Raw genomic sequence first — 21,421 nt, 5'->3', positions numbered from 1 at the left:
GTGAGCGCGTGTTCAATCGTGCCGAGGGCGGGATCGCTCTGTGACCGCGACCCACGCCGCCCGGCACCGCATGCCCGGTCGGCTGGTCGCGGGTGGTGCGGGCGCGGTCGTCGTCGCCTCGGTGGCGCTGGCGGTCGCCCTGTTCGCCGCCGACAGTGAACCTCGAGACATCGGTGGGATCGGCGGCCCGAGCCTGTTCGTCGGCTGGCTGCTGCCGCTCCTCCGGCTGATCTCCATGCTCGCGACCGTCGGCTGCGCCGGCGCGCTGCTGGCGGCCGTCGTACTGCTCCGGATCGAAGGCGGACCGCTCGGGGTCCAGGGCCGGCGGGCGGTGCGGGACGCGAGCAACTCGGCGATCATCTGGGCGCTCTGCGCGTTCGCCGGTGCGGTCGTCACCGCGGCGATCCTGCTCGACACCCCGGTCGACCTGCTCCGGCTCCGGTTGGACGACGCCCTCGGCGTACCGGAGGTCAAGGCCCTGCTGATCACCGGCATCCTCGTCGTCGCCCTAGCCATCGGCATCCGCCGGGTCCAGACCTCGTCCGCGGCCGGGCTCGGCGTGATCGTCGCCATCACCGCTTTGATCCCGACCGCGCTCACGGCGTACCCGCGGAACGAGTCGTACGTCGTCCTCGCCGGAACGGCCCTGGTCTTCCACGTCATCGCGGCGACGACCTGGATCGGCGGACTCGCTGGCCTGGTCCGGTACGGGCGGGCCAGTCGGACCGGCCTCCCAATCGTGCTCGAGCGGTTCAACCAGGTCGCGCTCATCTCGTCGATCGCCGTCCTGCTGAGCGGCCTGATCAGTGCGGCCGGCCGGCTCGCGGCGAAGGGCGGTGGCTGGGGTTCGGTCCCCGACGCCCTCACCGAGGACACGTACGGCGCACTGCTGCTGGCCAAGGTGGCCGCCTTCGTGATCCTGATCATCGCCGGCTGGCTGCACCGCCGCCGCGCCACCGGCGACCTTGTCAACAGCGGCCGCGCCTTCTGGCAGGTCGTCGGCTTCGAACTCCTCATCATGGCGCTCACCCTGGGCCTGTCAGTCGCCCTCTCACAGACCGCATAACGTGGGGGTATGGCACCCGTCAATGAGCTAGGCCGGAGCACGAGTCCGTATTTGCGGCAGCATGCGGATAACCCGGTGGCCTGGCGGGAGTGGTCCGACAAGGCGTTCCGGGAGGCGCGGGAGCGGGACGTGCCGGTGTTCCTGTCGGTCGGGTACTCGGCGTGTCACTGGTGTCATGTGATGGCGCACGAGTCGTTCGAGGACGAGGCGACGGCGGCGTACCTGAACGAGCAGTTCGTCAGCATCAAGGTGGATCGCGAGGAGCGTCCGGACGTGGACGCGATCTACATGGCGGCGACGGTGGCGATGACCGGCCAGGGCGGCTGGCCGATGTCGGTGTTCCTGACCCCGGACGCCGAGCCGTTCTTCTGCGGCACGTACTTCCCGGCCGAACCGCGCAGCGGGATGGCGTCCTTCCGGCAGTTGCTCGAGTCACTGGCCGACGCCTGGCGGACCAAGCGCGACCAGATCGACGGCATCGGCCGCCGGGTGGTCGAGCAGCTGGGCGCTCAGCAGAGCCAGCAGGGTGGCACGGTGGACCTCGACCGGGCGGCCGCGCTGCTGAAGGTCGACTTCGATCCGGTGGACGCCGGCTTCGGCTCCGCGCCGAAGTTCCCGCCGTCGATGGTGCTCGACTTCCTGCTGCGCCATCATCGCCGTACCGGTTCCGAGGATGCGCTCGCCATGGTCGCGGCGACCTGTGAACGGATGGCCCGCGGCGGCATGTACGACCAGCTGGCCGGCGGCTTCGCGCGGTACTCGGTCGACGGGCAATGGGTCGTGCCGCACTTCGAGAAGATGCTGTACGACAACGCTCTCCTGCTCGACGTCTACACGCACTGGTGGACCGTCAGCGCGAACCCGCTGGCCCGCCGGATCGCCGAGGAGACGGCCGACTTCCTTCTCGCCGAGCTCCGCACCGACGAAGGCGGCTTCGCCTCCGCCCTCGACGCGGACACCGAGGGAGAGGAAGGCAAGTACTACGTCTGGACGCCGGAGCAGCTCCACGAGGTGCTGAGCGATGACGACGCCAAATGGGTCATCGACCTCTGCGACGTCACCGGCACCTTCGAGCACGGCTCGTCGGTCTTGCAGCTCCGCCAGGACCCTGACGATCCCGGTCGTTGGCAACGCATCCGCGCGAGCCTCCACACGTCCCGCAGTCGCCGTACCTACCCCGGCCGCGACGACAAAGTGGTTGCCGCCTGGAACGGTCTCGCCATCACCGCGCTGGCCCGAGCCGGCGTGCTCCTCGACAAGCCCGAGTACGTCGAAGCCGCGGAGAAGGCGGCCAGATTGGTCCGGGACGTCCACATCGACGACACCGGTCGGCTGCATCGCACGTCCCGAGACGGCGCGGTCGGTACGGCGCACGGTGTGCTCGAGGACTACGCGGCGTACGCCCAGGCCTGTCTCACCCTTTTAGGTGTCACCGGCAACATCGAGTGGTACGAAACAGCGCACAGCCTGCTGGATCGGACACTCGACCAGTTCGTTGCTGATGGCTCCTACTTCGACACGGCGGCCGATGCCGAGGCGCTGGTCTGGCGTCCACAGGACCCGACCGACAACGCCAGCCCGTCCGGAGTGAGCCTCGCGGCCGAGGCCTTCACCACCCTCGCCAGTCTGACTGGATCAGTCCGGTATGAGACCGCCGCAGAGCATGCCCTGCAGGCGTCCGCGACGATCGCCGCGCGCGCGCCCCGGTTCGCCGGCCGGGCCCTCGCCGTCGCCGAGACGGTTGCCTCCGGCCCGCTCGAGATCGCGATCGTCGGCACGTCCCCGGAGCTGACCCGGACCGCACTGGCCGCCGCTCCCTGGGGTACGGCGATCGTCCACGGTGCGCCCGGTCTCGCCGTACCGCTGATGGAAGGCCGTGGTCTGGTCGGTGACCGGCCGGCGGCGTACGTCTGTCAGAAGTTCACCTGCCGGCTCCCGGTCGTGTTGCCGGAAGACCTTCGTCGTGAGTTGACACCCTCGCACTGACAACGACGGCGGTGCGGGTTTTCCCTGCGGTTTCGCCGGAATCCCTTGACTCGGGGCCCTGCGGGGACCAGAGTCCTCCCTCAGTCGGATGTAACAGATCTCGCATGTCCTGACACGCAGTGTCACAACTGAGGCAGTGGCACTGATGGGCCAGACATCCGGCGTCCCCAAATTGAATTGGTCGCTGCGCCCAAACAGCGACCACACCGTGAGGAGATGTTGTCTTGAAACGACTGACATCAGCAGGGGCGGTGGCCATCGTCGCGGCAGCAGGACTTGCCGGGGCGTCGTTCATCGGCTCGCCCGCGGGAGCCGCTGATCGTGCGGCCCCGCTCCCGGCATCCGGCTACAACCAGCCGGCCGCCGTCCAGGCCGAACAGGCGCTGACCGCGCAGACGGCCGCAGCTCTCGGGCTTGCGTATGGTGAAGTACTCAAGGTTCGTGACGTCGCGAAGGATGCCGACGGCACCGAGTACGTTCGCTACGACCGGACCTACAACGGCCTGCCGGTCGTCGGCGGCGACCTGATCGTCAAGCGCAAGGGCGCGACCGTCGGCCAGGTGACCTACAACCGCGGCGCCAAGTCCGTCGGTGTGCCGACCAAGCCGACTCTGTCCCAGTCGGCCGCGTTGACCACCGCCGCCAAGACCGCCAAGTTCAAGGCCACCGGCAACAAGGGCTCCCTGGTCGTCTTCGTCACCCCGACCAAGCCCGTGCTCGCGTACGACGTCGTCACCACCGGGGTGAAGGCGGACCAGACCCCGTCCGTCCTGCACTCCTACATCGATGCCAAGACCGGCGCGGTGCTGGCTCAGTCAGACGAGATCAAGACCGGTACCGGAAACTCGATGTACTCCGGCACCGTCAGCATCGGCACCTCGGGCAGCTACTCGATGACCGACCCGAGCCGCGGTGGCAACTACACCACCGACCTCAACGGAGCCACTTCCGGCACCGGTACGACGTTCACCGACCCCGACGACACCTGGGGCAACGGCACCACCTCGAGCCGTCAGACCGCCGGTGTCGACGCGCACTACGGATCCCAGCTGACCTGGGACTACTACAAGAACGTCCACGGCCGGAACGGCATCTTCAACAACGGCCAGGGCGCGCGCTCGCGGGTGCACTACGGCAACGCGTACGTGAACGCGTTCTGGGACGGCAGCCAGATGACGTACGGCGACGGCTCCGGCAACGCCCGGCCGCTGACGAGCATCGACGTGGCCGGCCACGAGATGAGCCACGGTGTCACCGAGGCGACCGCCAACCTGAACTACTTCGGTGACGCGGGCGGCCTGAACGAGTCCACCTCGGACATCTTCGGCACCGCGGTGGAGTTCTCCGCCAACAACACGTCCGACCCGGGTGACTACCTGATCGGCGAGAAGATCAACATCAACGGCAACGGCACCCCGCTGCGCTACATGGACAAGCCGTCGAAGGACGGGCGCAGCTACGACTGCTGGAGCAGCGCGGTCGGCGGCGCCGACCCGCACTACTCGTCCGGCCCGCTGAACCACTGGTTCTACCTGGCCTCCGAGGGCACCGGTAGCAAGGTGATCGGGGGAGTGACGCACAGCAGCACCGCCTGCAACGGCGCCACCATCGCCGGTGTCGGCCGCGACGTGGCCGCCAAGGTCTGGTACCGCACCTTGAGCACCAAGCTCAGCTCGGGCAGCACCTACAAGGACGCTCGCGAAGGTGCGATCACCTCGGCCAAGGAGTTGTACGGCGCCGACTCGGCCCAGTGCAAGGGCATCGAGGCCGCGTTCACCGGCATCTCCGTGCCGGCAGGTGCGGCGACCTGCGGCGGTGGCACCGACCCGGAGCCGCCGACCGGTGACAACCTGCTGCTGAACCCGGGCTTCGAGTCCGGTGCGGTGAACTGGACCGGCACCTCGGGCCCGATCACCAACAACAGCGGGCGTCCGGCCCGGACCGGTACCTGGAAGCTGTGGCTGCAGGGCAACGGCCGGACCACCACCGAGAACGTCAGCCAGTCCGTCGCCATCCCGGCGTCGGCGACCACTGCGACCCTGTCGTTCTGGATCCGGATCGACTCCGCGGAGACGACCACCTCGACCGTGTACGACACGGCCAAGGTCCAGATCGTCGACGGTTCGACCACCACCACGCTGGCGACGTACTCGAACCTCAACAAGAACAGCACCTACACGCAGAAGAGCTTCAACGTCACCGCCTACAAGGGCAAGACGATCTCGGTGAAGTTCCTCGGCCAGGAGGACTCCTCGCTGCAGACGAGTTTCGTCATCGACGACACCTCGCTGACCGCGGGCTGATCCACCACCCCTGGTAACACTCGTCCGGGGCGCGGCGCGCGGCCTCCCGCCCAGGCCCGCGCCCCGGATTTCTTCTTTGTTTGAGGCCAAAGGAGATCCGCCCATGCGCAAGTCCCTCTACTCCGGTCTCGGCATCGTCCTCGTGGCCGGCGCATTGCTTGCCCCAAGCAACGTCGCCGGCGCGGTCGAGTCCCCGGACATCTCCGTCACCAACACCAAGGCGCACCTCGACCAGTTCCAGTCGATCGCCACCAGCAACGGCGGCAACCGCTACACCGGCCGCCCCGGTTACAAGGCCTCCGCCGACTGGGTCAAGGCCAAGCTCGACACGGCCGGCTACACCACCACCTTGCAATCCTTCTCCACGTCGGCCGGTACGTCGTACAACGTCATCGCCGAATGGCCGCACGGCGACGCGAACCACGTCGTGATGGCCGGCTCACACCTGGACTCGGTCAGTTCCGGTCCGGGGATCAACGACAACGGCACAGGCAGCGCCGGCGTACTAGAAACCGCCCTCGCTTACGCTGCCAGCGGCCAGACCCCCAGGAACCGGCTGAGGTTCGGCTTCTGGGGTGCCGAGGAACTCGGTCTGCTCGGCTCGAAGTACTACGTGAACAACCTGCCCGCGGCCGAACGCGACAAGATCGAGCTGTACCTGAACTTCGACATGATCGCGTCGCCGAACCCGGGCTATTTCGTGTACGACGACAATCCCGCGGGCAACGGCGCTCGCGACGATCTGGTCGCGTACTTCACCAGCAAGAGCGTGCAGACCGAGTTCATCGATGTCCAGGGCCGGTCCGACCACGCCGCCTTCCGGTCGCTCGGTATCGCGACCGCGGGCACGTTCTCCGGCGCCGAGGGGACGAAGACGTCCGCCCAGGCGGCCAAGTGGGGCGGTACGGCGGGTCAGGCCTACGACCCGTGCTACCACCGCTCCTGCGACAACATCAACAACCTCAACCTGACCTCGCTGGACCGCCAGATCGATGCCATCGGCCACATGGTCTGGAACTACACCCAGAAGGACTACAGCGAGGGCCCGCCGCCGACCGGGGACAACCTCCTCCAGAACCCGGGCTTCGAGTCGGGGGCGGCGAACTGGACCGGCACCACCGGGGTGATCACCAACAGCACCTCGCGGCCGGCCCACGGCGGCAGCTACAAGGCGTGGCTGCAGGGCAACGGCCGGACCACTACCGAGAACATCGGCCAGTCGGTGGCGATCCCGTCCACCGCGACCGCCGCATCGCTGTCGTTGTGGATCCGGATCGACACCGCGGAGACGACCGGCTCGACGGTCTACGACACGGTCAAGGTGCAGATCGTCGACGGCTCCACGACCACCACGCTGGCGACGTACTCGAATCTGAACAAGAACACGTCGTACGTGCAGAAGACCGTGAACGTCCTTGCCTACAAGGGAAAGACGGTCACGGTCCGGTTCCTCGGACAGGAGGACTCGTCGTTGCAGACCAGCTTCGTGATCGACGACGTCGCCGTGACCACGAGCTGAATCAGACCGGCTTGCACAGCTTGCCCGGTGGGATGGCGGCTTCGGTGAGCAGAGTAGTCACCGGGGCCGTCATCGCCTTCACCCGCGGTTCCTCCAGCCGGGCGGTCTTACCGTTCGCCGTCACCGCGACGATCATGTCGTCGGGGTGCCGGACGGTCGGCTTGACCACCGGGAGGCTGGCCCAGTCGACCTGCTGCGCGGCCGCGGTGATGGTCGCCAGCAGGGACTGATCCAGCTTGCAGCGGACCGTCTCCTTGCCACGTGAGCTCACCGTAGCGACACCGTCGGTGTCGATCACCACCTTGTCGTCGAAACCGGCGAAGCCGCCGGTCCTGGTGACGACGAGTGGCAGGCCGGTACCGACCGGTGTCGACTGGGTCACTGTCGGCATCGTCGGTGTGGGCGTGCTGGACGGGGTGCCGCCCGAGCCGCCGTCGGACTCGCTGCCGCAGCCGGTCAGGACGAGGCCCGCGACGGCGGCCACCACTGCGCATCTGCTGAGGTTCCTCACGCACCATGGATACACGCAGACGGGGCGTTCGTTGCAGCTGTGACACGACTGAAATGTGGTCGTTAGACCACTGTGGAGACCAGATCCACCAGTGCGCGCGTGAGCATCACCCGCTCCTCGAACATCGCCAGCGTGGCCTCGTCGCCGGGTTTGGTGATCTGCTCCAGCGGCAGCGCGGTGAAGGTCGCCCGGGCGAGCAACGAGCCGAGGTAGCCGTACAGGACCTGCTCCTCGCTCGCCTCCATCCCGTCCTCGGCCATACCGGTCAGGAACGCCTTGAAGATCGTCTTGTGCACGAGTGGCAGGGCCTCCGGCGCCAGTTCGCCGGCGTGTGCGAGCCCAATCAGCAGCTGCCCGAGGTCGAACCCGACCGCCTGCGGACAGTCGAACCCCCAGTCGATCACCACGAACTCGTCTGGTTTCCCCTTCGGCACCAGCAGATTCTGCGGACTCGCGTCCCCGTGCTGATAGCACTGCGGCAACGTGTCGAGAGCATCCAGTACGGCGGGCAGCCGGTCGGCGAGCTCGAGCAGGTCGTCGCGCAGCCGGTGGTCGCCGAGATGGCACACGGCCGCGGCGAGCATCGGATGGCGCCAGGTCTCGGGGTCGGCGAGGGCCGGTACGGCGGACTTCAGCACGCGGCCGTTCGTGTAATACCGCAGTCCGACGCCGGGAGTGGTGATGTTGCCCCGGGGGAGCAGCGGCTCGACCAGATGCGGCTGGCGTCGGGCGGACAGCCGGCCGAGCAGGTAACCCGCCCGCTCGAAGCGCTCCAGCGGCCACGGTCCGGGCTCCTGGACGACGTTCTCCATCCACAGGGTGCCGCGATCGTCGTCGTACACGTCGATCCGGTAGGCCGTGGCCAGTCGCATCCCGTCGGGGAGCAGCTCGGCGATGCCGCTGCGGTGGACGGCGATCTCCAGCTCCCAGGGCAGGTTCTGGATGAACGCCTCGCGGAACCCGTCGGGCACCATCGCGATGAACGGCCAGTGCCTGGCCGACTGCAGTTTCTTGACGAAGCAGGACCAGTCGACGGTGTCCGTCTCCGGTGCGCCGGTCGGCAGGGTCGCCGTACCGAAGACGCGCAGCAGCGCCTCGGTACTCGGCGTACCGATCGGATAGTCGACAACTTCGACCCGGACGTCTCCCGGGTCGGCTTCCGGGTGGCCGGTGATGGTCCGGACCAACGCGGTGAAGGCGTCCTCGGCCAGCGCGTCGCGGCCCAGCGGTTCCAGTGCGGTGATCATGGCTGTGTCCCCCCAAAGCGATGTCTACTGCCCATCGTGCGGGAGGATCTTCAGCCAGTCTTCAGGGCTGGCACGGAGGTGTCAGAAGATTCAGCCTGCGCGGTACGTCGCGATGCTGACGGCGATGTAGTGGCAGACGAACGCCGCCACCGTGAACGCGTGAAAGATCTCGTGGAACCCGAACCACAGCGGTGACGGGTTCGGCCGCTTGGTGCCGTAGACGACCGCACCGATCGAGTACAGCCCGCCACCGACCGCGATCAGGGTGACCACCGCGGCGCCGCCCTGGTGGTAGAAGTCGCCCATCCAGAAGATCGCCACCCAGCCCAGCGCCAGGTAGATCGGGGTGTAGAGCCAGCGTGGCGCGTGCACCCAGAAGATCCGGAACAGGATGCCCAGCAGCGCGCCGCCCCAGACCATGCTGAGCAGCAGGACCCGGTCCTTGCCGTGCAGCAGCACCATGCCGAGCGGCGTGTAGGTGCCGGCGATCAGCAGGAAGATGTTGCTGTGGTCGAGCCGGCGCAGGACGGCCTCGCCGGCCGGGCCCCAGTAGAACCGGTGGTACAGCGCGGAGATGCCGAACAGCAGCATCGCGCCCATCGTGTAGACCGCCGCCGCCCAGCGCGCGCTCGCGCCCGGGGCCAGACAGATCAACACGATGCCGGCGGCGGTGGCGAACGGGAACGTGCCGGCATGCAGCCAGCCGCGGAGCTTGGGTTTGAGCGGCCCGAGCCGCCCGGACAGCCGGTGACCGACTTCCTGGGCCTGCGTGCTGGAAGTGGTCATCGCCGTCCTTTCGAGGTGCCGGGCGGTGGTTTTACCTACGCAACCGTAACCTACGCAACCGTAGGTTCAATGGTCCATAAGCATGAAATGTAGGCGAGATCACCCGGATGCACACCTCCCCTCGCGTGTCCGACGCACGAACTCAGGGGAAAGTTCGGCGTGTCTGCGAGTTGGCTGTGAGCTCGCTGCAGGCCTCACCAGGGCGGTGAATCTCGGCTAGCCTCGTGACCGAGAGTCTTCGAGGAGAGCAACCTGCCCATGCGGACACCTGGCAAACAAAAGCTGCGCGACGCGGTGTACGGCCTGTACGAGCGTCGAGTGCGCCGGTCGCTGTCGCCGGACCGGATCCCGCGGCACATCGGCGTCATCATCGACGGCAACCGGCGCTGGGCCCGGGCGGCCGGCGACCCGGTGTCGCGCGGTCACGAGGCCGGGGCGAACAAGATCACCGAGTTCCTCGGCTGGTGCGACGACGTCGGCGTCAAGGTGGTCACCGTCTGGATGCTCTCCACCGACAACCTGAGCCGCCCGGCCGACGAGCTGGAGCCGCTGCTGCGGATCATCGAGCAGACGGTCGAGGAGCTCACCGCGATCGGCCGCTACCGGATCCACCCGGTCGGTGCGCTCGACCTGCTACCCGGCGCCACCGCCGAGACGCTGAAGGCGGCCGAGACGGACACCCACGCCGTCGACGGGATGCTGGTCAACGTCGCGGTCGGGTACGGCGGCCGCCGTGAGCTGGCCGACGCGGTCCGCTCGCTGCTGCTCGAGGAGGCGGCGAAGGGCATCTCGATCGAGGAGTTGGCCGAGCGCGTCGACGTCGAGCACATCGCCCGCCACCTCTACACGAAGGGCCAGCCGGACCCGGACCTGGTCATTCGTACGTCGGGTGAGCAGCGGCTGGGCGGGTTCCTGCTGTGGCAGAGCGCGCTGAGCGAGTTCTACTTCTGCGAGGCGCTCTGGCCGGACTTCCGGCACGTCGACTTCCTGCGGGCGATCCGGAGCTACGCACAGCGGGAGCGTCGCTTCGGGACGTGACACCGCGTCCACACCGACGGCACGTCGTACGACGCCTCAGGCAGTAGGCGTACGTCGCCGCACCGAGGCATGCTCCCCACAGGACCCACAGGACACCGGGGAGGTTCACCGCCCAGTTGTCCGCGTAGGTCGGCAGCTGAGCGTTCATCAGGCCCGCGGGGATCAGTACGACGGCCACCAGCGACGCGGGGATGATCGCCAGCAGCGGTGGGACCGGCTTGCCCGCCTTGAACCAGATCCAGCCTGGATAGACCTCACCCCAGCGGCGCACCAGCCCGTGGGTCAGGACGCCGCCGCCGATGCCCATCAGGGCCATGGCCAGACCCATCTCCAGCATTCCGGGGGTGTCGGCCATCATCTGGTGGAACTCGTCGGTGATGCCCAGCGGCCAGCCGACGTACCAGGCCACCCGGGTGAACTCGTAGGGAAGGTTCGCCACGACCGAGACGGCTACCGCCCAGCGTCCCCATCGCAGCGCCGACTCCGGTGTCGTCCAGGCCTTCTCCGGTCCCTCGCCGCGGCCACAGGAGACACAGGCGTTGCGGCTGCGGCGGTGGTACGCGATCGCGGTCGCGGCCCAGAGCAGGCCGCCGACGAAAAGGATGACCAGGTTCACCCGGTGCCAGTACAGGATGTCGCCGACGCCGGCTTGTTCGCCGGGTATGCCGGTGAATGCGAAGACGATGATGGCGGGGGAGAGCGCGACGAGCGCGATCAGCGTGTAGTCGGGGATCACCAGGGCGAGGCCGACCCCGAGGACCGCGGCGATCGTCTGCAGGACCCAGCCGCGGGCGCGACGCCTGGTCATCACGATCGCGAGCACCGCGCCGCCGAGTCCGACCGCGGCCATGATCGGTGCCACGACGTCGGCTGACGACCCCTCCAGGATCGAGCCGGTCGCGCGCTCGTCGGCCACCTTCGCGAACGGGTAGTCGGCTCCTCCGAGTGACCAGTAGACGCCGAGTACGCCGTACGCGAAGGACCAGACGGCTGTCGCGTATCCGGTCAGTTCCGGCCAGTGTTTTCGCATGGCGCCAGCGTTCCGCGAGCGGGCGCCGTACCGGATCACTCCAGTGGGTGAGCGGCCTCCCCCGCGTGGGGGGACAAGGTGTAACAAGCCGTTAACCCCGCGGACGGGCGTGTCGGGCTGCGCCGTTTGGGCGGCAGATCTACCCTCGTGGTGACGGTCGGAGGGGAAGCCGGCTGTCCGGGAGGCCCGATCAGCTTGAGAATCGTTCGCCAGCCGGTTGCCCCATGAGGGGCAGAACGGAGTGCCCGAGACCCCAGGTCTCGATCTCACTGGTTCCCGGATCCGCTCGTGCGGCGGTCCGGAGGGGATCTGCACCAGATCCCCGGGCCAGGTTGTCTCCCCCCACCTCCTTCAGTCGCGAGGCCGTGCCGAGTGCCGCGCAGCACGAAGGAGGTGGGGGGAGACACCCTCACTCCCGGTCCAACACCTAACCACTGGTGGGCCGGGCGTGGTGCACGTCGCGGCCCGAGAGGACGTGCGACATGGCTGCCACCCACGCCAAGGCGTCAAGTACCTCATCCGCACCGGCCCAGCGCACCTTCGTGCTGGACACCTCCGTGCTCCTGTCCGACCCGCACGCGATGATGCGGTTCGACGAGCACGAGGTGGTCGTCCCGGTGGTCGTCGTCACCGAATTGGAGGGCAAGCGGCATCACCCGGAACTCGGCTACTTCGCGCGCACCGCGCTGCGACTGCTGGACGAGCTCCGGATCCTGCACGGACGTCTGGACGCGCCCCTGCCAGTGGGGGAGAAGGGTGGAACTCTTCGGGTCGAACTGAACCATACGGACCCGGAGACCTTGCCGGCCGGCTTCCGGCTCGGCGACAACGACAGCCGCATCCTCGCGGTGGCCTGCAACTTCAAGGCCGAGGGCCGCGATGTCACGCTGGTCTCGAAGGACCTGCCGATGCGGGTCAAGGCGTCGGCGTGCGGCCTGGTGGCCGAGGAGTACCGCGCCGAGCTGACGCTGGAGTCCGGCTGGACCGGGATGAGCGAGCTCGAGGTCGAGACGCACGACGTGGACGACCTCTACGAGAACGGCGTACTCGAGCTTCCGCAGGCCGGTGAGTTCCCGACCCACACCGGGTTGGTGCTGCTGTCCGAGCGGGGCAGCGCGCTCGGCCGGGTGATGCCGGACAAGCGGATTCGGCTGGTCCGGGGTGACCGGGAAGCGTTCGGGATCCGCGGCCGGTCGGCGGAGCAGCGGGTCGCGCTCGACCTGCTGCTGGACCCGGATGTCGGGATCATCTCGCTCGGCGGCCGAGCCGGTACCGGTAAGTCGGCGCTCGCGCTGTGCGCCGGGCTCGAGGCGGTGATGGAGCGGCGGCAGCACAAGAAGGTCGTGGTCTTCCGGCCGCTGTTCGCGGTCGGCGGCCAGGAGCTCGGGTACCTGCCCGGCTCGGAGTCGGAGAAGATGCAGCCGTGGGCCCAGGCCGTGTACGACACCCTCGGTGCGCTCACCAGCGCTGACGTGATCGACGAGGTGATGGACCGCGGCATGCTCGAGGTGTTGCCGCTGACCCACATCCGCGGCCGGTCGCTGCACGACGCGTTCGTGATCGTGGACGAGGCCCAGTCGTTGGAGCGCAACGTGCTGCTCACCGTGCTGTCCCGGGTCGGCGCCAACTCGCGAGTGGTGCTCACCCACGACGTCGCCCAGCGGGACAACCTGCGCGTCGGCCGGCACGACGGCGTCGTCGCGGTGGTCGAGCAACTGAAGGGCCACCCGCTGTTCGCGCACGTGACCCTGACCCGGTCGGAGCGCTCCCCGATCGCCGCCCTGGTGACCGAGATGCTCGACGACCTGCACCTGTAAGGAGTGTTCCTACTCTTAGGTCATAGGAGTCTGTAAAGCTCAGGTAAGACTTCCGCTGTACCCGGTGCGGCCGCCACTCAGGCGGCCGCACCGTTCCTTGTGACCTGCTTGTGATCACGGTCTGTTTAGGCCAGAGTATGTTCCTGTTGCAGCCGACGGGGGTCGGGTTTTCTCGGAAGGACAGATGAAAGCGAAGCGCTCCTTCGCGGCTCTCTCAGTGACTGGGATCGCCGTCGTCTCCGTTGTCGCGGGTATCGACCTCTTCAGCTCCCCCGGGAGCAGTCATGCCTCGGAGCAGGTGTCAGGCCGGGCCGAGATGGCCGTGCTGAACAGCGAGAAGGCACGCGCCGTCAAGACCCCGTCGGTCAAGCCACTCAGCGCCGAGGAGCAGGCCAAGGAGGTCTCCCGGCTGCGCAACCAGCTCGAGGCCGTCGAGCAGGCCCGGAAGGCGGCGCAGGACCAGGCCCAAGTGAAGCGGGCCGCCAAGAACGCCGCGCTGAGACGGTATGAGGCGCTGCGGAAGACCAACGAGAGCTCCAGCGACGAGCGCGCCAGCCGGGACGCCGAGCGGAAGAAGCTCGAGGGCACTCCCAAGGAGGTCGCGATGAACCTCCTGCCCGACCACGGCTGGGGCGAGGGGCAGTTCAGCTGCCTGGAGAAGCTGTGGAACAAGGAGTCCCGCTGGCGCGTCGACGCCGACAACCCGAGTTCCTCGGCGTACGGCATCCCGCAGGCCCTCCCCGGCAACCGGATGGCGGCGTACGGCTCCGACTGGCGCACCAACCCGGTCACCCAGATCAAGTGGGGCCTCGACTACATCGAGGACCGCTACAACTCCCCCTGCTCCGCCTGGGCCCACTCCCAAGCAAAGGGCTGGTACTGATCCCTCGTTTTCCTTGCGTCCGGAGATCTGTGGCCTATCGCCCACAGGTCTTGGGACGGTGTGCTCTCAGCCGCGCCGACCGCCGTTGCGGAGGACGCGGGCTAGCTGGGTCAGAGAGTGGCCGGGAGACCAGAGGCCGAGGACGCGGATTCGGAGGACGCGGTCGCTGCCGCTCGTTCTGACTGTGGCCTCTAGCCCTCGATTCTGCGGGCGTAAGGGGTGGGGGAGGATGTGCCCGTGAGCGAGGTGGCGCGGGCGGTCAGTGAGCGCGGGGAACTCGTGCTGCGGCGGCGCGTGGATGACGGGGCGCTGGAGTTGCGGGTGAACGGCGTCTTCGTGATGGACGACGTGGAGACGTCCAGCGAGGAGTTGCTTGCGTCGGCTGTGCTCTCGTCGGTACGGCGTCCTGATCGCGTGCTGGTGGGTGGTCTGGGGCTCGGCTACACCGTGCGCGCGCTGTTGAGGGATGTGCGGCTGGGTGAGGTGGTCGTCGCGGAGATCGAGCCGGATGTGGTCTCGTGGATGCGTGCCGGGTTGGTGCCGTCCGTGCTGGACGATCCGCGGGTGTCTGTGGTGTTGGGCGACGTACGCGATGTGGTGGTTGCTCAGGAGGGTGCGTCGCTGGACGGCATCCTGCTGGATGTCGACAACGGGCCGGATTTCCTTGTGTACAACGAGAACTCGGCTGTTTACGCTTCCCCGTTCGTCACCACTTGTCGATCCAAGCTACGAGCTGGCGGCGTACTGACAGTCTGGTCGTCGTCCGCGTCTCCGGACCTGGAGGCGGTCGTCACCTCCGTCTTCGGCGCGTGCGAGGTGAAGCCCGTCCCCGTCGATCTCCAGGGACGGGCCGAGACGTACTACGTCTATCAGGGCAGCTTGTAGTCCACGGTCAGGCGCGGCCCCTGTTCGTCGTGCTCGTAGACGACCGTGCCGGTGAGGCCGGTCAAGTCGCCGTCAGCCGCGACGATCTTGCCCGGTGAGGACGTCTGGTCAGCCGTTGCCCCGTGCACCATGACGAAGGAGCCCGTTCGGCCGGCCAGTGTGCCGGTGAAGCGCTCGACGGCTGTGTACGTCGCCGGCCCGTCGCCGGTCCCGACCATCAGCAGCTCGGCGGAGCTGGTCCCCTCGAGATCGCCGCCGGTGAAGGTCTTGCCGACCGTTGCCCGGCCGAGCTGGATCTTGCCCGTTTCGTCGTACGCCGCCTGCTCCCACTGGGTGATCTCGAAAGCCTGGGTGAACGCCATCCGTCCTCCTGTGTCGTTGTCCACAAGCTTGTTTATCAGGGCGGGCCGACAGCGCTGAGCGACGTACTCTGCAGGTATGGGTGACAACGTGGAATTCAGGATCGAGCACGACACGATGGGCGAGGTCAAGGTGCCTCGGGACGCGTTGTGGCGGGCGCAGACCCAGCGTGCGGTGGAGAACTTCCCGATCTCCGGCCGGCCGCTGGCACCGGCGCTCGTGCATGCGCTCGCGCAGATCAAGGCCTCGGCGGCCGTGGTGAACGCCGAGCTCGGCGTCATCGACCAGGCGCAGGCCGACGCGATCGTCGCCGCCGCGAGCAAGGTGGCCGCGGGGGAGTACGACGCGGAGTTCCCGATCGACGTGTTCCAGACCGGCTCGGGGACGTCGACGAACATGAACGCCAACGAGGTGATCGCAACACTCGCCAGCCGCGAGCTCGGCACCGAGGTGCATCCGAACGACCACGTCAACGCGTCCCAGTCCAGTAACGACACGTTCCCGTCGGCGATCCACGTCGCCGCCACCGCGGGCGTCGTCCAGGATCTGTTGCCGGCGCTCGAGCAGTTGGCGCAATCCCTGTCTGACAAGGGATCCGAGTTCGCCGAAGTGGTGAAGTCCGGGCGGACCCACCTGATGGACGCGACGCCGGTGACGCTCGGGCAGGAGTTCGACGGGTACGCGATGCAGATCCGTCGCGGTGCAGACCGGGTCCGTGCGACGCTGCCCCGGGTGTCCGAGCTGCCCTTGGGAGGTACGGCGGTCGGGACGGGGATTAACACGCCACCCGGGTTCGCCGCCAAGGTGATCGACGAGCTGAACCGCCGGACCGGCTTGGAGCTGAGCGAGGCGGCGGATCACTTCGAGGCGCAGGGGGCGCGGGACGGGCTGGTCGAGCTGTCCGGTCAGCTCAAGACGATCGCGGTCAGCCTGACGAAGATCTGCAACGACCTGCGCTGGATGGGGTCCGGGCCGCGGGCCGGGCTGGGCGAGATCCAGTTGCCCGACCTGCAACCGGGGTCGAGCATCATGCCGGGCAAGGTGAACCCGGTGATCTGCGAGGCGACGCTGATGGTCGCCGCCCAGGTGATGGGCAACGACACCACGATCACCGTGGCCGGTGCCGGGGGCAACTTCGAGCTCAACGTGATGCTCCCGGTGATCGCGCGCAACCTGCTCGAGTCGATCACCCTCCTGGCGAACAGTTCCCGCCTGCTGGCCGAGCGCTGTGTCGACGGCATCACCGCGAACGTCGAGCACGCCCGTGCGCTGGCCGAGTCGTCGCCGTCGATCGTGACTCCGCTCAACCGCTACATCGGGTACGAGAACGCGGCCGCGGTGGCGAAGAGCGCACTCAAGCAGGGCAAGACGATCCGCGAAGTGGTCATGGAGAATGGCCATGTGGAGAAGGGCGATCTGACCGAGGAGCAGTTGGACGCGGCGCTCGACGTTCTCTCGATGACTCGGCCGGCCCAGGAGTCGGCCCAGAATCCGGCCCAGAATCCGGCGCAGCCGTGACGGCCGCGGCGGCGCCTGAGCCGGGGCGCTTCTGGGAGCCGGGCACGGTGATCGAGTGGGTGTACCAGGGGACCGGTCGGCACGAGGACAAACCGAACGTCCGGCCGATGACAGTGGTGCGAGACGACGAGGACGGGCTGGTCGCCTGGCTCGCGCCCGGTACGCCGCTGATCAAGCCGGTGCTCACCGACGGCCGCGAGACCAGGTACGCCGGTCCGGTCGCGATGTTCACCGAGGAGCGGGTGCTGAAGCTCGACGTCTGGCGCGGCACCGGGATCCTGAAGGTGCTGCCACCGGGCAAGCCGTGGTCGGTCTGGCTCTTCTGGGCGGAAGACGGCACGTTCCGCGGGTGGTATGTGAACCTCGAGGCGCCGCATGTTCGGGACGTCGCTGGTCGACGTACCAGCACCGTCGATCATGTCCTCGATCTCTGGATCCACCCGGATCGGACGATCGAGTGGAAGGACGAGGACGAACTGGAGGGTGCGGTGACCGCGGGTCGTTTCACCTCCGCCGAGGCCGCCCGGATCATTGCCGACGCGCATGCGGCGGTTCGCGAGATCGAGGCCTGGGGCTCGCCGTTCTCGGACGGCTGGGAGTCCTGGACGGCGCCCGCTCACTGGCGCCTGCCGACGGCCCCGACCACACACCAACCGACCCTGATCGCCGAGGAGCTCCACAGTTGACCATGCCGCAAGCTCTGCTGCTCAGCGGTGGCATCGGGGTCGGCAAGACCACCCTTGGCCAGGCCATCGGTCGTCTGCTGACGTCCCGTCGCCACCCGACCGCGGTGCTCGACCTCGACGCCGTCGCCCAGTTCGGCCCTGCGGGTCGACCAGGCCCGGCCGTCGCCGGTCGCGCTCACCTCGCCGGTCTGCCGTTCCACGACCAGTTGCGGGTCCACAACCTCGCCGCGGTCTGGACCACCTACCGCGACGCCGGTGCCCGCTTCATGGTCGTCAGTGGTCCTGTGGACACGGCCGACCACCGAGCGGCGTACACCTCGGCGTTGGTGGACTGCGACGTACAGGTGGTCAGGGTGGTCACTCCGCCGGACCTGATCGCGGAGCGTACCCGGACCACCCGCGGACCCGAGTGGGACCTCCAAGCCGCCCTGGACCATGCCGCGACCCACGAGCCGATCCAGGACCACACCGTCACCAACGACCGGGCCCCGGAGGAGGTCGCCGCCGAGATCCTCGCCCATGTCGCCTGGATCTCGTGAACAACGGGTGGGTCACGAGGGGTTCTTAATTCCCGGTTCGGACTTACCGTGGAAATATGTACACGATCGAGCTGCAACCTGAGGAGCTGCGACTACTGCGATCCGCGCTTGGGTCGTACCTCCAGGCCTTCGGCCACAACGAAGCCGACGTCGTCCGGGCCGCCAAGATGCTCCTCCTCAGACTCCCGGACCCAGTCGAAGCCCAGGCCGGCTAGCTCTCGACGGGTTCCAGTACGGCGACCGGGATGGGGCGCTTTGCTTTGGTGGCGTAGCGGCCGATGCGTGGGTCTTCGGCCAGGATGACGTCGGTCCAGACGGTCTGACGTTCCTGGCCGGTCAGTTCGCGCGGATGCATGTTCTGGTGCTTCGCGCCGATCTGGACGTCGGTCGTCTCGACCGCGCGCAGGTTGCGGAACCAGTCCGGATCGCTCCTCGACCCTGAGCCGGTTCCCCAGACCAGTAGTCCGTCGGGCCGTTCCAGGTACCGCACGCAGGTCGAGTGCGGTACGCCGGTCCGGCGGCCGGGCGTGGTCAGCATCAGGACGTGCACGTCCTTGCTGCCACTGACCAGCCGCCCGTCGAGGGTGCGATACATCCACACCCCGATCCGGTTCCCCATCCGCGCCATCCGTCGGCTCATCCCCACCACCCCCGCTTCCGAGGGTCCTGCGATCACCGGCAGTCGTCAAGCACCCTCGCAGTACCGAGATGTCAGCTGCGGGGGCGGACCGTGAGGGGGACGGGTTTGCGGGTGTCGGTGAAGAAGTCGTTGCCCTTGTCATCCACCACGACGAACGCCGGGAAGTCCTCGACCTCGATCTTCCAGACCGCTTCCATCCCGAGCTCGGCGTACTCGATCACGTCGACGGACTTGATGCAGTCCTGCGCCAGCCGCGCCGCCGGACCGCCGATCGAGCCCAGGTAGAACCCGCCGTGCTCCTTGCACGCCTGCGTCACCTTGGCCGACCGGTTGCCCTTCGCAAGCATCACGAACGATCCACCGGCCGCCTGGAACTGGTCGACGTACGCGTCCATCCGGCCCGCCGTGGTCGGCCCGAAGGAGCCGGATGCGTACCCCTCGGGCGTCTTGGCCGGGCCGGCGTAGTACACCGCGTGGTCGCGCAGGTACTGCGGCATCGGCTCGCCGGCGTCCAGCCGCTCCTTGATCTTGGCGTGCGCGATGTCCCGCGCGACGACGAGCGGGCCGCTCAGCGAGAGCCGGGTCTTCACCGGCAGCTTGGTCAGCTCGGCGCGGACCTCGCTCATCGGCCGGTTGAGGTCGATGCGGACGACGTCGGTGTCGTCCGCGAGGTGCTCGTCGGCAGTGTCCGGCAGGAACCGTGCCGGGTCGCGCTCGAGCTGCTCCAGGAACACACCCTCCGGCGTGATCTTGGCCAGCGCCTGCCGGTCGGCCGAGCACGACACCGCGATCGCGACCGGGCAGGACGCGCCGTGCCGCGGCAGCCGGATCACCCGCACGTCGTGGCAGAAGTACTTGCCGCCGAACTGTGCTCCGATGCCGAACTCCTGGGTCAGCTCGAAGACCTTCTCCTCCAGCTCCAGGTCGCGGAATCCGTGCCCGAGCGGCGAACCCGAGGTCGGCAGCGAGTCGAGGTAGTGCGCGGACGCGTACTTCGCGGTCTTCAGCGCGTACTCCGCGGAGGTGCCGCCGACGACGACCGCGAGGTGGTACGGCGGGCAGGCCGCCGTACCGAGGGAGCGGATCTTCTCGTCCAGGAACCGCATCATCCCGTCCGGGTTGAGCACCGCCTTGGTCTCCTGGAACAGGAACGACTTGTTCGCCGAGCCACCGCCCTTGGCCATGAAGAGGAACTTGTACGCCGGGTCGCCCTTGGCCGGGGTGGAGTAGAGCTCGATCTGCGCCGGGAGGTTCGAGCCGGTGTTCTTCTCGTCCCACATATTCAGCGGGGCCATCTGGGAGTAGCGCAGGTTCAGCTTGGTGTAGGCGTCGTACACACCGCGGCTGATCCACTCCTCGTCGACCGCGCCGGTCAGTACGCCCTCGGACTTCTTGCCCATCACGATCGCCGTGCCGGTGTCCTGGCACATCGGCAGGACGCCACCGGCCGAGATGTTCGCGTTCTTCAGCAGGTCGAGTGCGACGAACCGGTCGTTCCCGGAGGCCGCCGGGTCGTCGATGATCCGGCGCAGCTGCTCGAGGTGCGCGGTCCGCAGGTAGTGCGAGATGTCGTGCATCGCCTCCGCGGTCAGCGCCTGCAGCACGTCCGGCTGCACCTGCAGGAAGGTCCGGTCGCCGGCCGTGAACGTGCTCACGCCCTCGGTCGTCAGCAGTCGGTACTCCGTGTCGTCGGCACCGAGCGGCAACAGGTCGGAGTAACTGAAGTCGGCGGACACCGGCGTACCTCCATCACAAGTGGTCTGAACTCCCCAAAGCCTAGTTCGCCGCGTCCTGCCGACTGAGGTTAGGCCAGCCTCAGGGATCGGATCAGGGTTGAATCGGGGAGGACACCTGGCTGCCGTGCGCCGTGCCCGCGCGTAAGGTTTTGGTGTGGCTCAGGATGAGGTTCCCCAGGACAACCGACCGCAGGATTCCGTGCCCGCGCAGCCGCCGGCACCACTGACCGGTGACGAGCTGGCGATGCGGCGCCGGGTGTCGGACCTGGAGCGCGAGGAAGTCGCCGACGTACTGCGGGAGGCCGCGGCCGAGGGGCGGCTGTCGTACGCCGAGCTCGAGGAGCGACTCGAGACCCTGTTCGCCTCCAAGACGTACGGCGAACTGGTCGAGATCACCGCCGACCTCCCGAACGGCCTCGCCGTTCCGGGTGTGCCGGCCGTCAGCACGCAGCAGTACGCCGGGGTCACGGTCCAGACGGGACCGGTGATCAACGCGTTCATGTCGGAGACCAAGCGCACCGGCAACTGGCTCGCACCCCAGCACCAGGAGGTCAACGCCGTCCTCGGCGACATCACCCTGGACTACACCGAGGCCCAGCTTCCGTACGACGAGGTGTACGTCGAGGTGAAGTCGATCCTGGCCGACGTGAAGATCCGCGTCCCGCAGAACGCAATCGTCCACCTCGACAGCAACCCCATCCTCGGCTCCGTCTCCGAACAACAGTCCGGCCCCGCCGGCCCCAGCACCCCCGGCAAGCCGACCACCTTCCACATCCGCGGCACCGCCATCCTCGGCGAAATCAAAATCAAACGAGGCCCCCGCCTCACCAAACGCCTCGGCCTCGCCTGACCCGGCCGCCTAGGGGTTGCG

The 21,421-nt window shown here is 68.0% G+C and carries 19 protein-coding genes; 13 read left to right on the top strand and 6 right to left on the bottom strand.

The annotated features are described in order from the left end of the window. Window positions 1-40 precede the first annotated feature (40 nt). The 4 genes from EV652_RS07500 to EV652_RS07485 all read left to right on the top strand — a co-directional run bounded on the left by EV652_RS07500 (window position 41) and on the right by EV652_RS07485 (window position 6,874). Window positions 41-1,066, top strand: coding sequence for a CopD family protein (locus EV652_RS07500; protein ID WP_132208248.1), 1,026 nt, complete (start codon window positions 41-43; stop codon window positions 1,064-1,066). 9 nt (window positions 1,067-1,075) lie between these two features. Beyond that, entirely contained in the window at window positions 1,076-3,052 is a 1,977-nt protein-coding gene (locus EV652_RS07495; protein ID WP_132208247.1) for a thioredoxin domain-containing protein, read from the top strand. Window positions 3,053-3,276: 224 nt separating this feature from the next. Beyond that, the gene (locus tag EV652_RS07490) at window positions 3,277-5,355 is read left to right on the top strand and encodes a M4 family metallopeptidase (protein ID WP_242001621.1); all 2,079 of its coding nucleotides are present in this window, start codon (window positions 3,277-3,279) and stop codon (window positions 5,353-5,355) included. 103 nt (window positions 5,356-5,458) lie between these two features. Beyond that, entirely contained in the window at window positions 5,459-6,874 is a 1,416-nt protein-coding gene (locus EV652_RS07485; RefSeq protein WP_132208246.1) for a M28 family metallopeptidase, read from the top strand. Between the two features lies 1 nt (window position 6,875). Here the strand turns inward: EV652_RS07485 and EV652_RS07480 are convergent, their stop codons facing one another. From EV652_RS07480 to trhA, 3 genes are all read right to left on the bottom strand, one after another. Beyond that, window positions 6,876-7,385: a hypothetical protein gene (locus EV652_RS07480; RefSeq protein ID WP_132208245.1), complete on the bottom strand. Its 510-nt coding sequence runs from the start codon at window positions 7,383-7,385 to the stop codon at window positions 6,876-6,878. 62 nt (window positions 7,386-7,447) lie between these two features. After that, window positions 7,448-8,632: a phosphotransferase gene (locus tag EV652_RS07475; RefSeq protein WP_132208244.1), complete on the bottom strand. Its 1,185-nt coding sequence runs from the start codon at window positions 8,630-8,632 to the stop codon at window positions 7,448-7,450. A gap of 90 nt (window positions 8,633-8,722) precedes the next feature. Then, window positions 8,723-9,418, bottom strand: coding sequence for a PAQR family membrane homeostasis protein TrhA (gene trhA, locus EV652_RS07470; RefSeq protein WP_132208243.1), 696 nt, complete (start codon window positions 9,416-9,418; stop codon window positions 8,723-8,725). Window positions 9,419-9,676: 258 nt separating this feature from the next. On the opposite strand from trhA, the gene EV652_RS07465 reads away from it, so the two are divergent. The 4 genes from EV652_RS07465 to EV652_RS07445 all read left to right on the top strand — a co-directional run bounded on the left by EV652_RS07465 (window position 9,677) and on the right by EV652_RS07445 (window position 15,071). Then, window positions 9,677-10,456, top strand: coding sequence for an isoprenyl transferase (locus EV652_RS07465; RefSeq protein WP_132208242.1), 780 nt, complete (start codon window positions 9,677-9,679; stop codon window positions 10,454-10,456). Between the two features lie 1,512 nt (window positions 10,457-11,968). After that, window positions 11,969-13,303, top strand: a complete 1,335-nt coding sequence (gene phoH2 / locus EV652_RS07455) for an RNA 5'-3' helicase PhoH2 (RefSeq protein WP_132208241.1) — start codon at window positions 11,969-11,971, stop codon at window positions 13,301-13,303. A 184-nt stretch (window positions 13,304-13,487) separates the two neighbouring features. Beyond that, window positions 13,488-14,186, top strand: coding sequence for an aggregation-promoting factor C-terminal-like domain-containing protein (locus EV652_RS07450; protein ID WP_132208240.1), 699 nt, complete (start codon window positions 13,488-13,490; stop codon window positions 14,184-14,186). A gap of 237 nt (window positions 14,187-14,423) precedes the next feature. Next, the gene (locus EV652_RS07445; protein WP_132208239.1) at window positions 14,424-15,071 is read left to right on the top strand and encodes a spermidine synthase; all 648 of its coding nucleotides are present in this window, start codon (window positions 14,424-14,426) and stop codon (window positions 15,069-15,071) included. Here EV652_RS07445 and EV652_RS07440 read toward each other — a convergent pair. Next, window positions 15,056-15,433, bottom strand: a complete 378-nt coding sequence (locus EV652_RS07440; RefSeq protein ID WP_132208238.1) for a DUF3224 domain-containing protein — start codon at window positions 15,431-15,433, stop codon at window positions 15,056-15,058. The two genes, EV652_RS07445 and EV652_RS07440, sit on opposite strands and share 16 nt — an antisense overlap. Window positions 15,434-15,509: 76 nt before the next feature. Here EV652_RS07440 and EV652_RS07435 point away from each other — a divergent pair, with 76 nt between their 5' ends. From EV652_RS07435 to EV652_RS43960, 4 genes are read left to right on the top strand one after another with little or no spacing between them, the layout of a single operon-like run. After that, window positions 15,510-16,949, top strand: a complete 1,440-nt coding sequence (locus EV652_RS07435; protein WP_132208237.1) for a class II fumarate hydratase — start codon at window positions 15,510-15,512, stop codon at window positions 16,947-16,949. Continuing rightward, on the top strand, window positions 16,946-17,635 hold the full coding sequence (locus EV652_RS07430; RefSeq protein ID WP_242001620.1) for a ribonuclease FAU-1 family protein: 690 nt from the start codon (window positions 16,946-16,948) through the stop codon (window positions 17,633-17,635). Before EV652_RS07435 ends, EV652_RS07430 begins: the two co-directional genes overlap by 4 nt. Then, window positions 17,632-18,174: a P-loop nucleotide/nucleoside kinase family protein gene (locus tag EV652_RS07425; protein ID WP_158441109.1), complete on the top strand. Its 543-nt coding sequence runs from the start codon at window positions 17,632-17,634 to the stop codon at window positions 18,172-18,174. Before EV652_RS07430 ends, EV652_RS07425 begins: the two co-directional genes overlap by 4 nt. 56 nt (window positions 18,175-18,230) lie before the next feature. Then, window positions 18,231-18,389, top strand: a complete 159-nt coding sequence (locus EV652_RS43960; RefSeq protein ID WP_158441108.1) for a hypothetical protein — start codon at window positions 18,231-18,233, stop codon at window positions 18,387-18,389. On the opposite strand, the gene EV652_RS07420 is transcribed toward EV652_RS43960, so the two are convergent. Continuing rightward, on the bottom strand, window positions 18,386-18,814 hold the full coding sequence (locus tag EV652_RS07420) for a nitroreductase/quinone reductase family protein (protein WP_132208235.1): 429 nt from the start codon (window positions 18,812-18,814) through the stop codon (window positions 18,386-18,388). The genes EV652_RS43960 and EV652_RS07420 overlap by 4 nt on opposite strands. A gap of 71 nt (window positions 18,815-18,885) precedes the next feature. Further along, window positions 18,886-20,550, bottom strand: coding sequence for a fumarate hydratase (locus EV652_RS07415; protein ID WP_132208234.1), 1,665 nt, complete (start codon window positions 20,548-20,550; stop codon window positions 18,886-18,888). 154 nt (window positions 20,551-20,704) lie between these two features. Here EV652_RS07415 and EV652_RS07410 point away from each other — a divergent pair, with 154 nt between their 5' ends. Next, on the top strand, window positions 20,705-21,400 hold the full coding sequence (locus EV652_RS07410) for a DUF1707 SHOCT-like domain-containing protein (RefSeq protein WP_132208233.1): 696 nt from the start codon (window positions 20,705-20,707) through the stop codon (window positions 21,398-21,400). The last annotated feature ends 21 nt before the right edge of the window (window positions 21,401-21,421 follow it).

It is taken from the genome of Kribbella steppae (assembly GCF_004342025.1).
In the GTDB taxonomy this organism is placed as follows: domain Bacteria; phylum Actinomycetota; class Actinomycetes; order Propionibacteriales; family Kribbellaceae; genus Kribbella; species Kribbella steppae.
The sequence above is the reverse complement of the archived record's forward strand: the minus strand, read 5'-3'. Positions and strand labels throughout refer to the sequence as shown.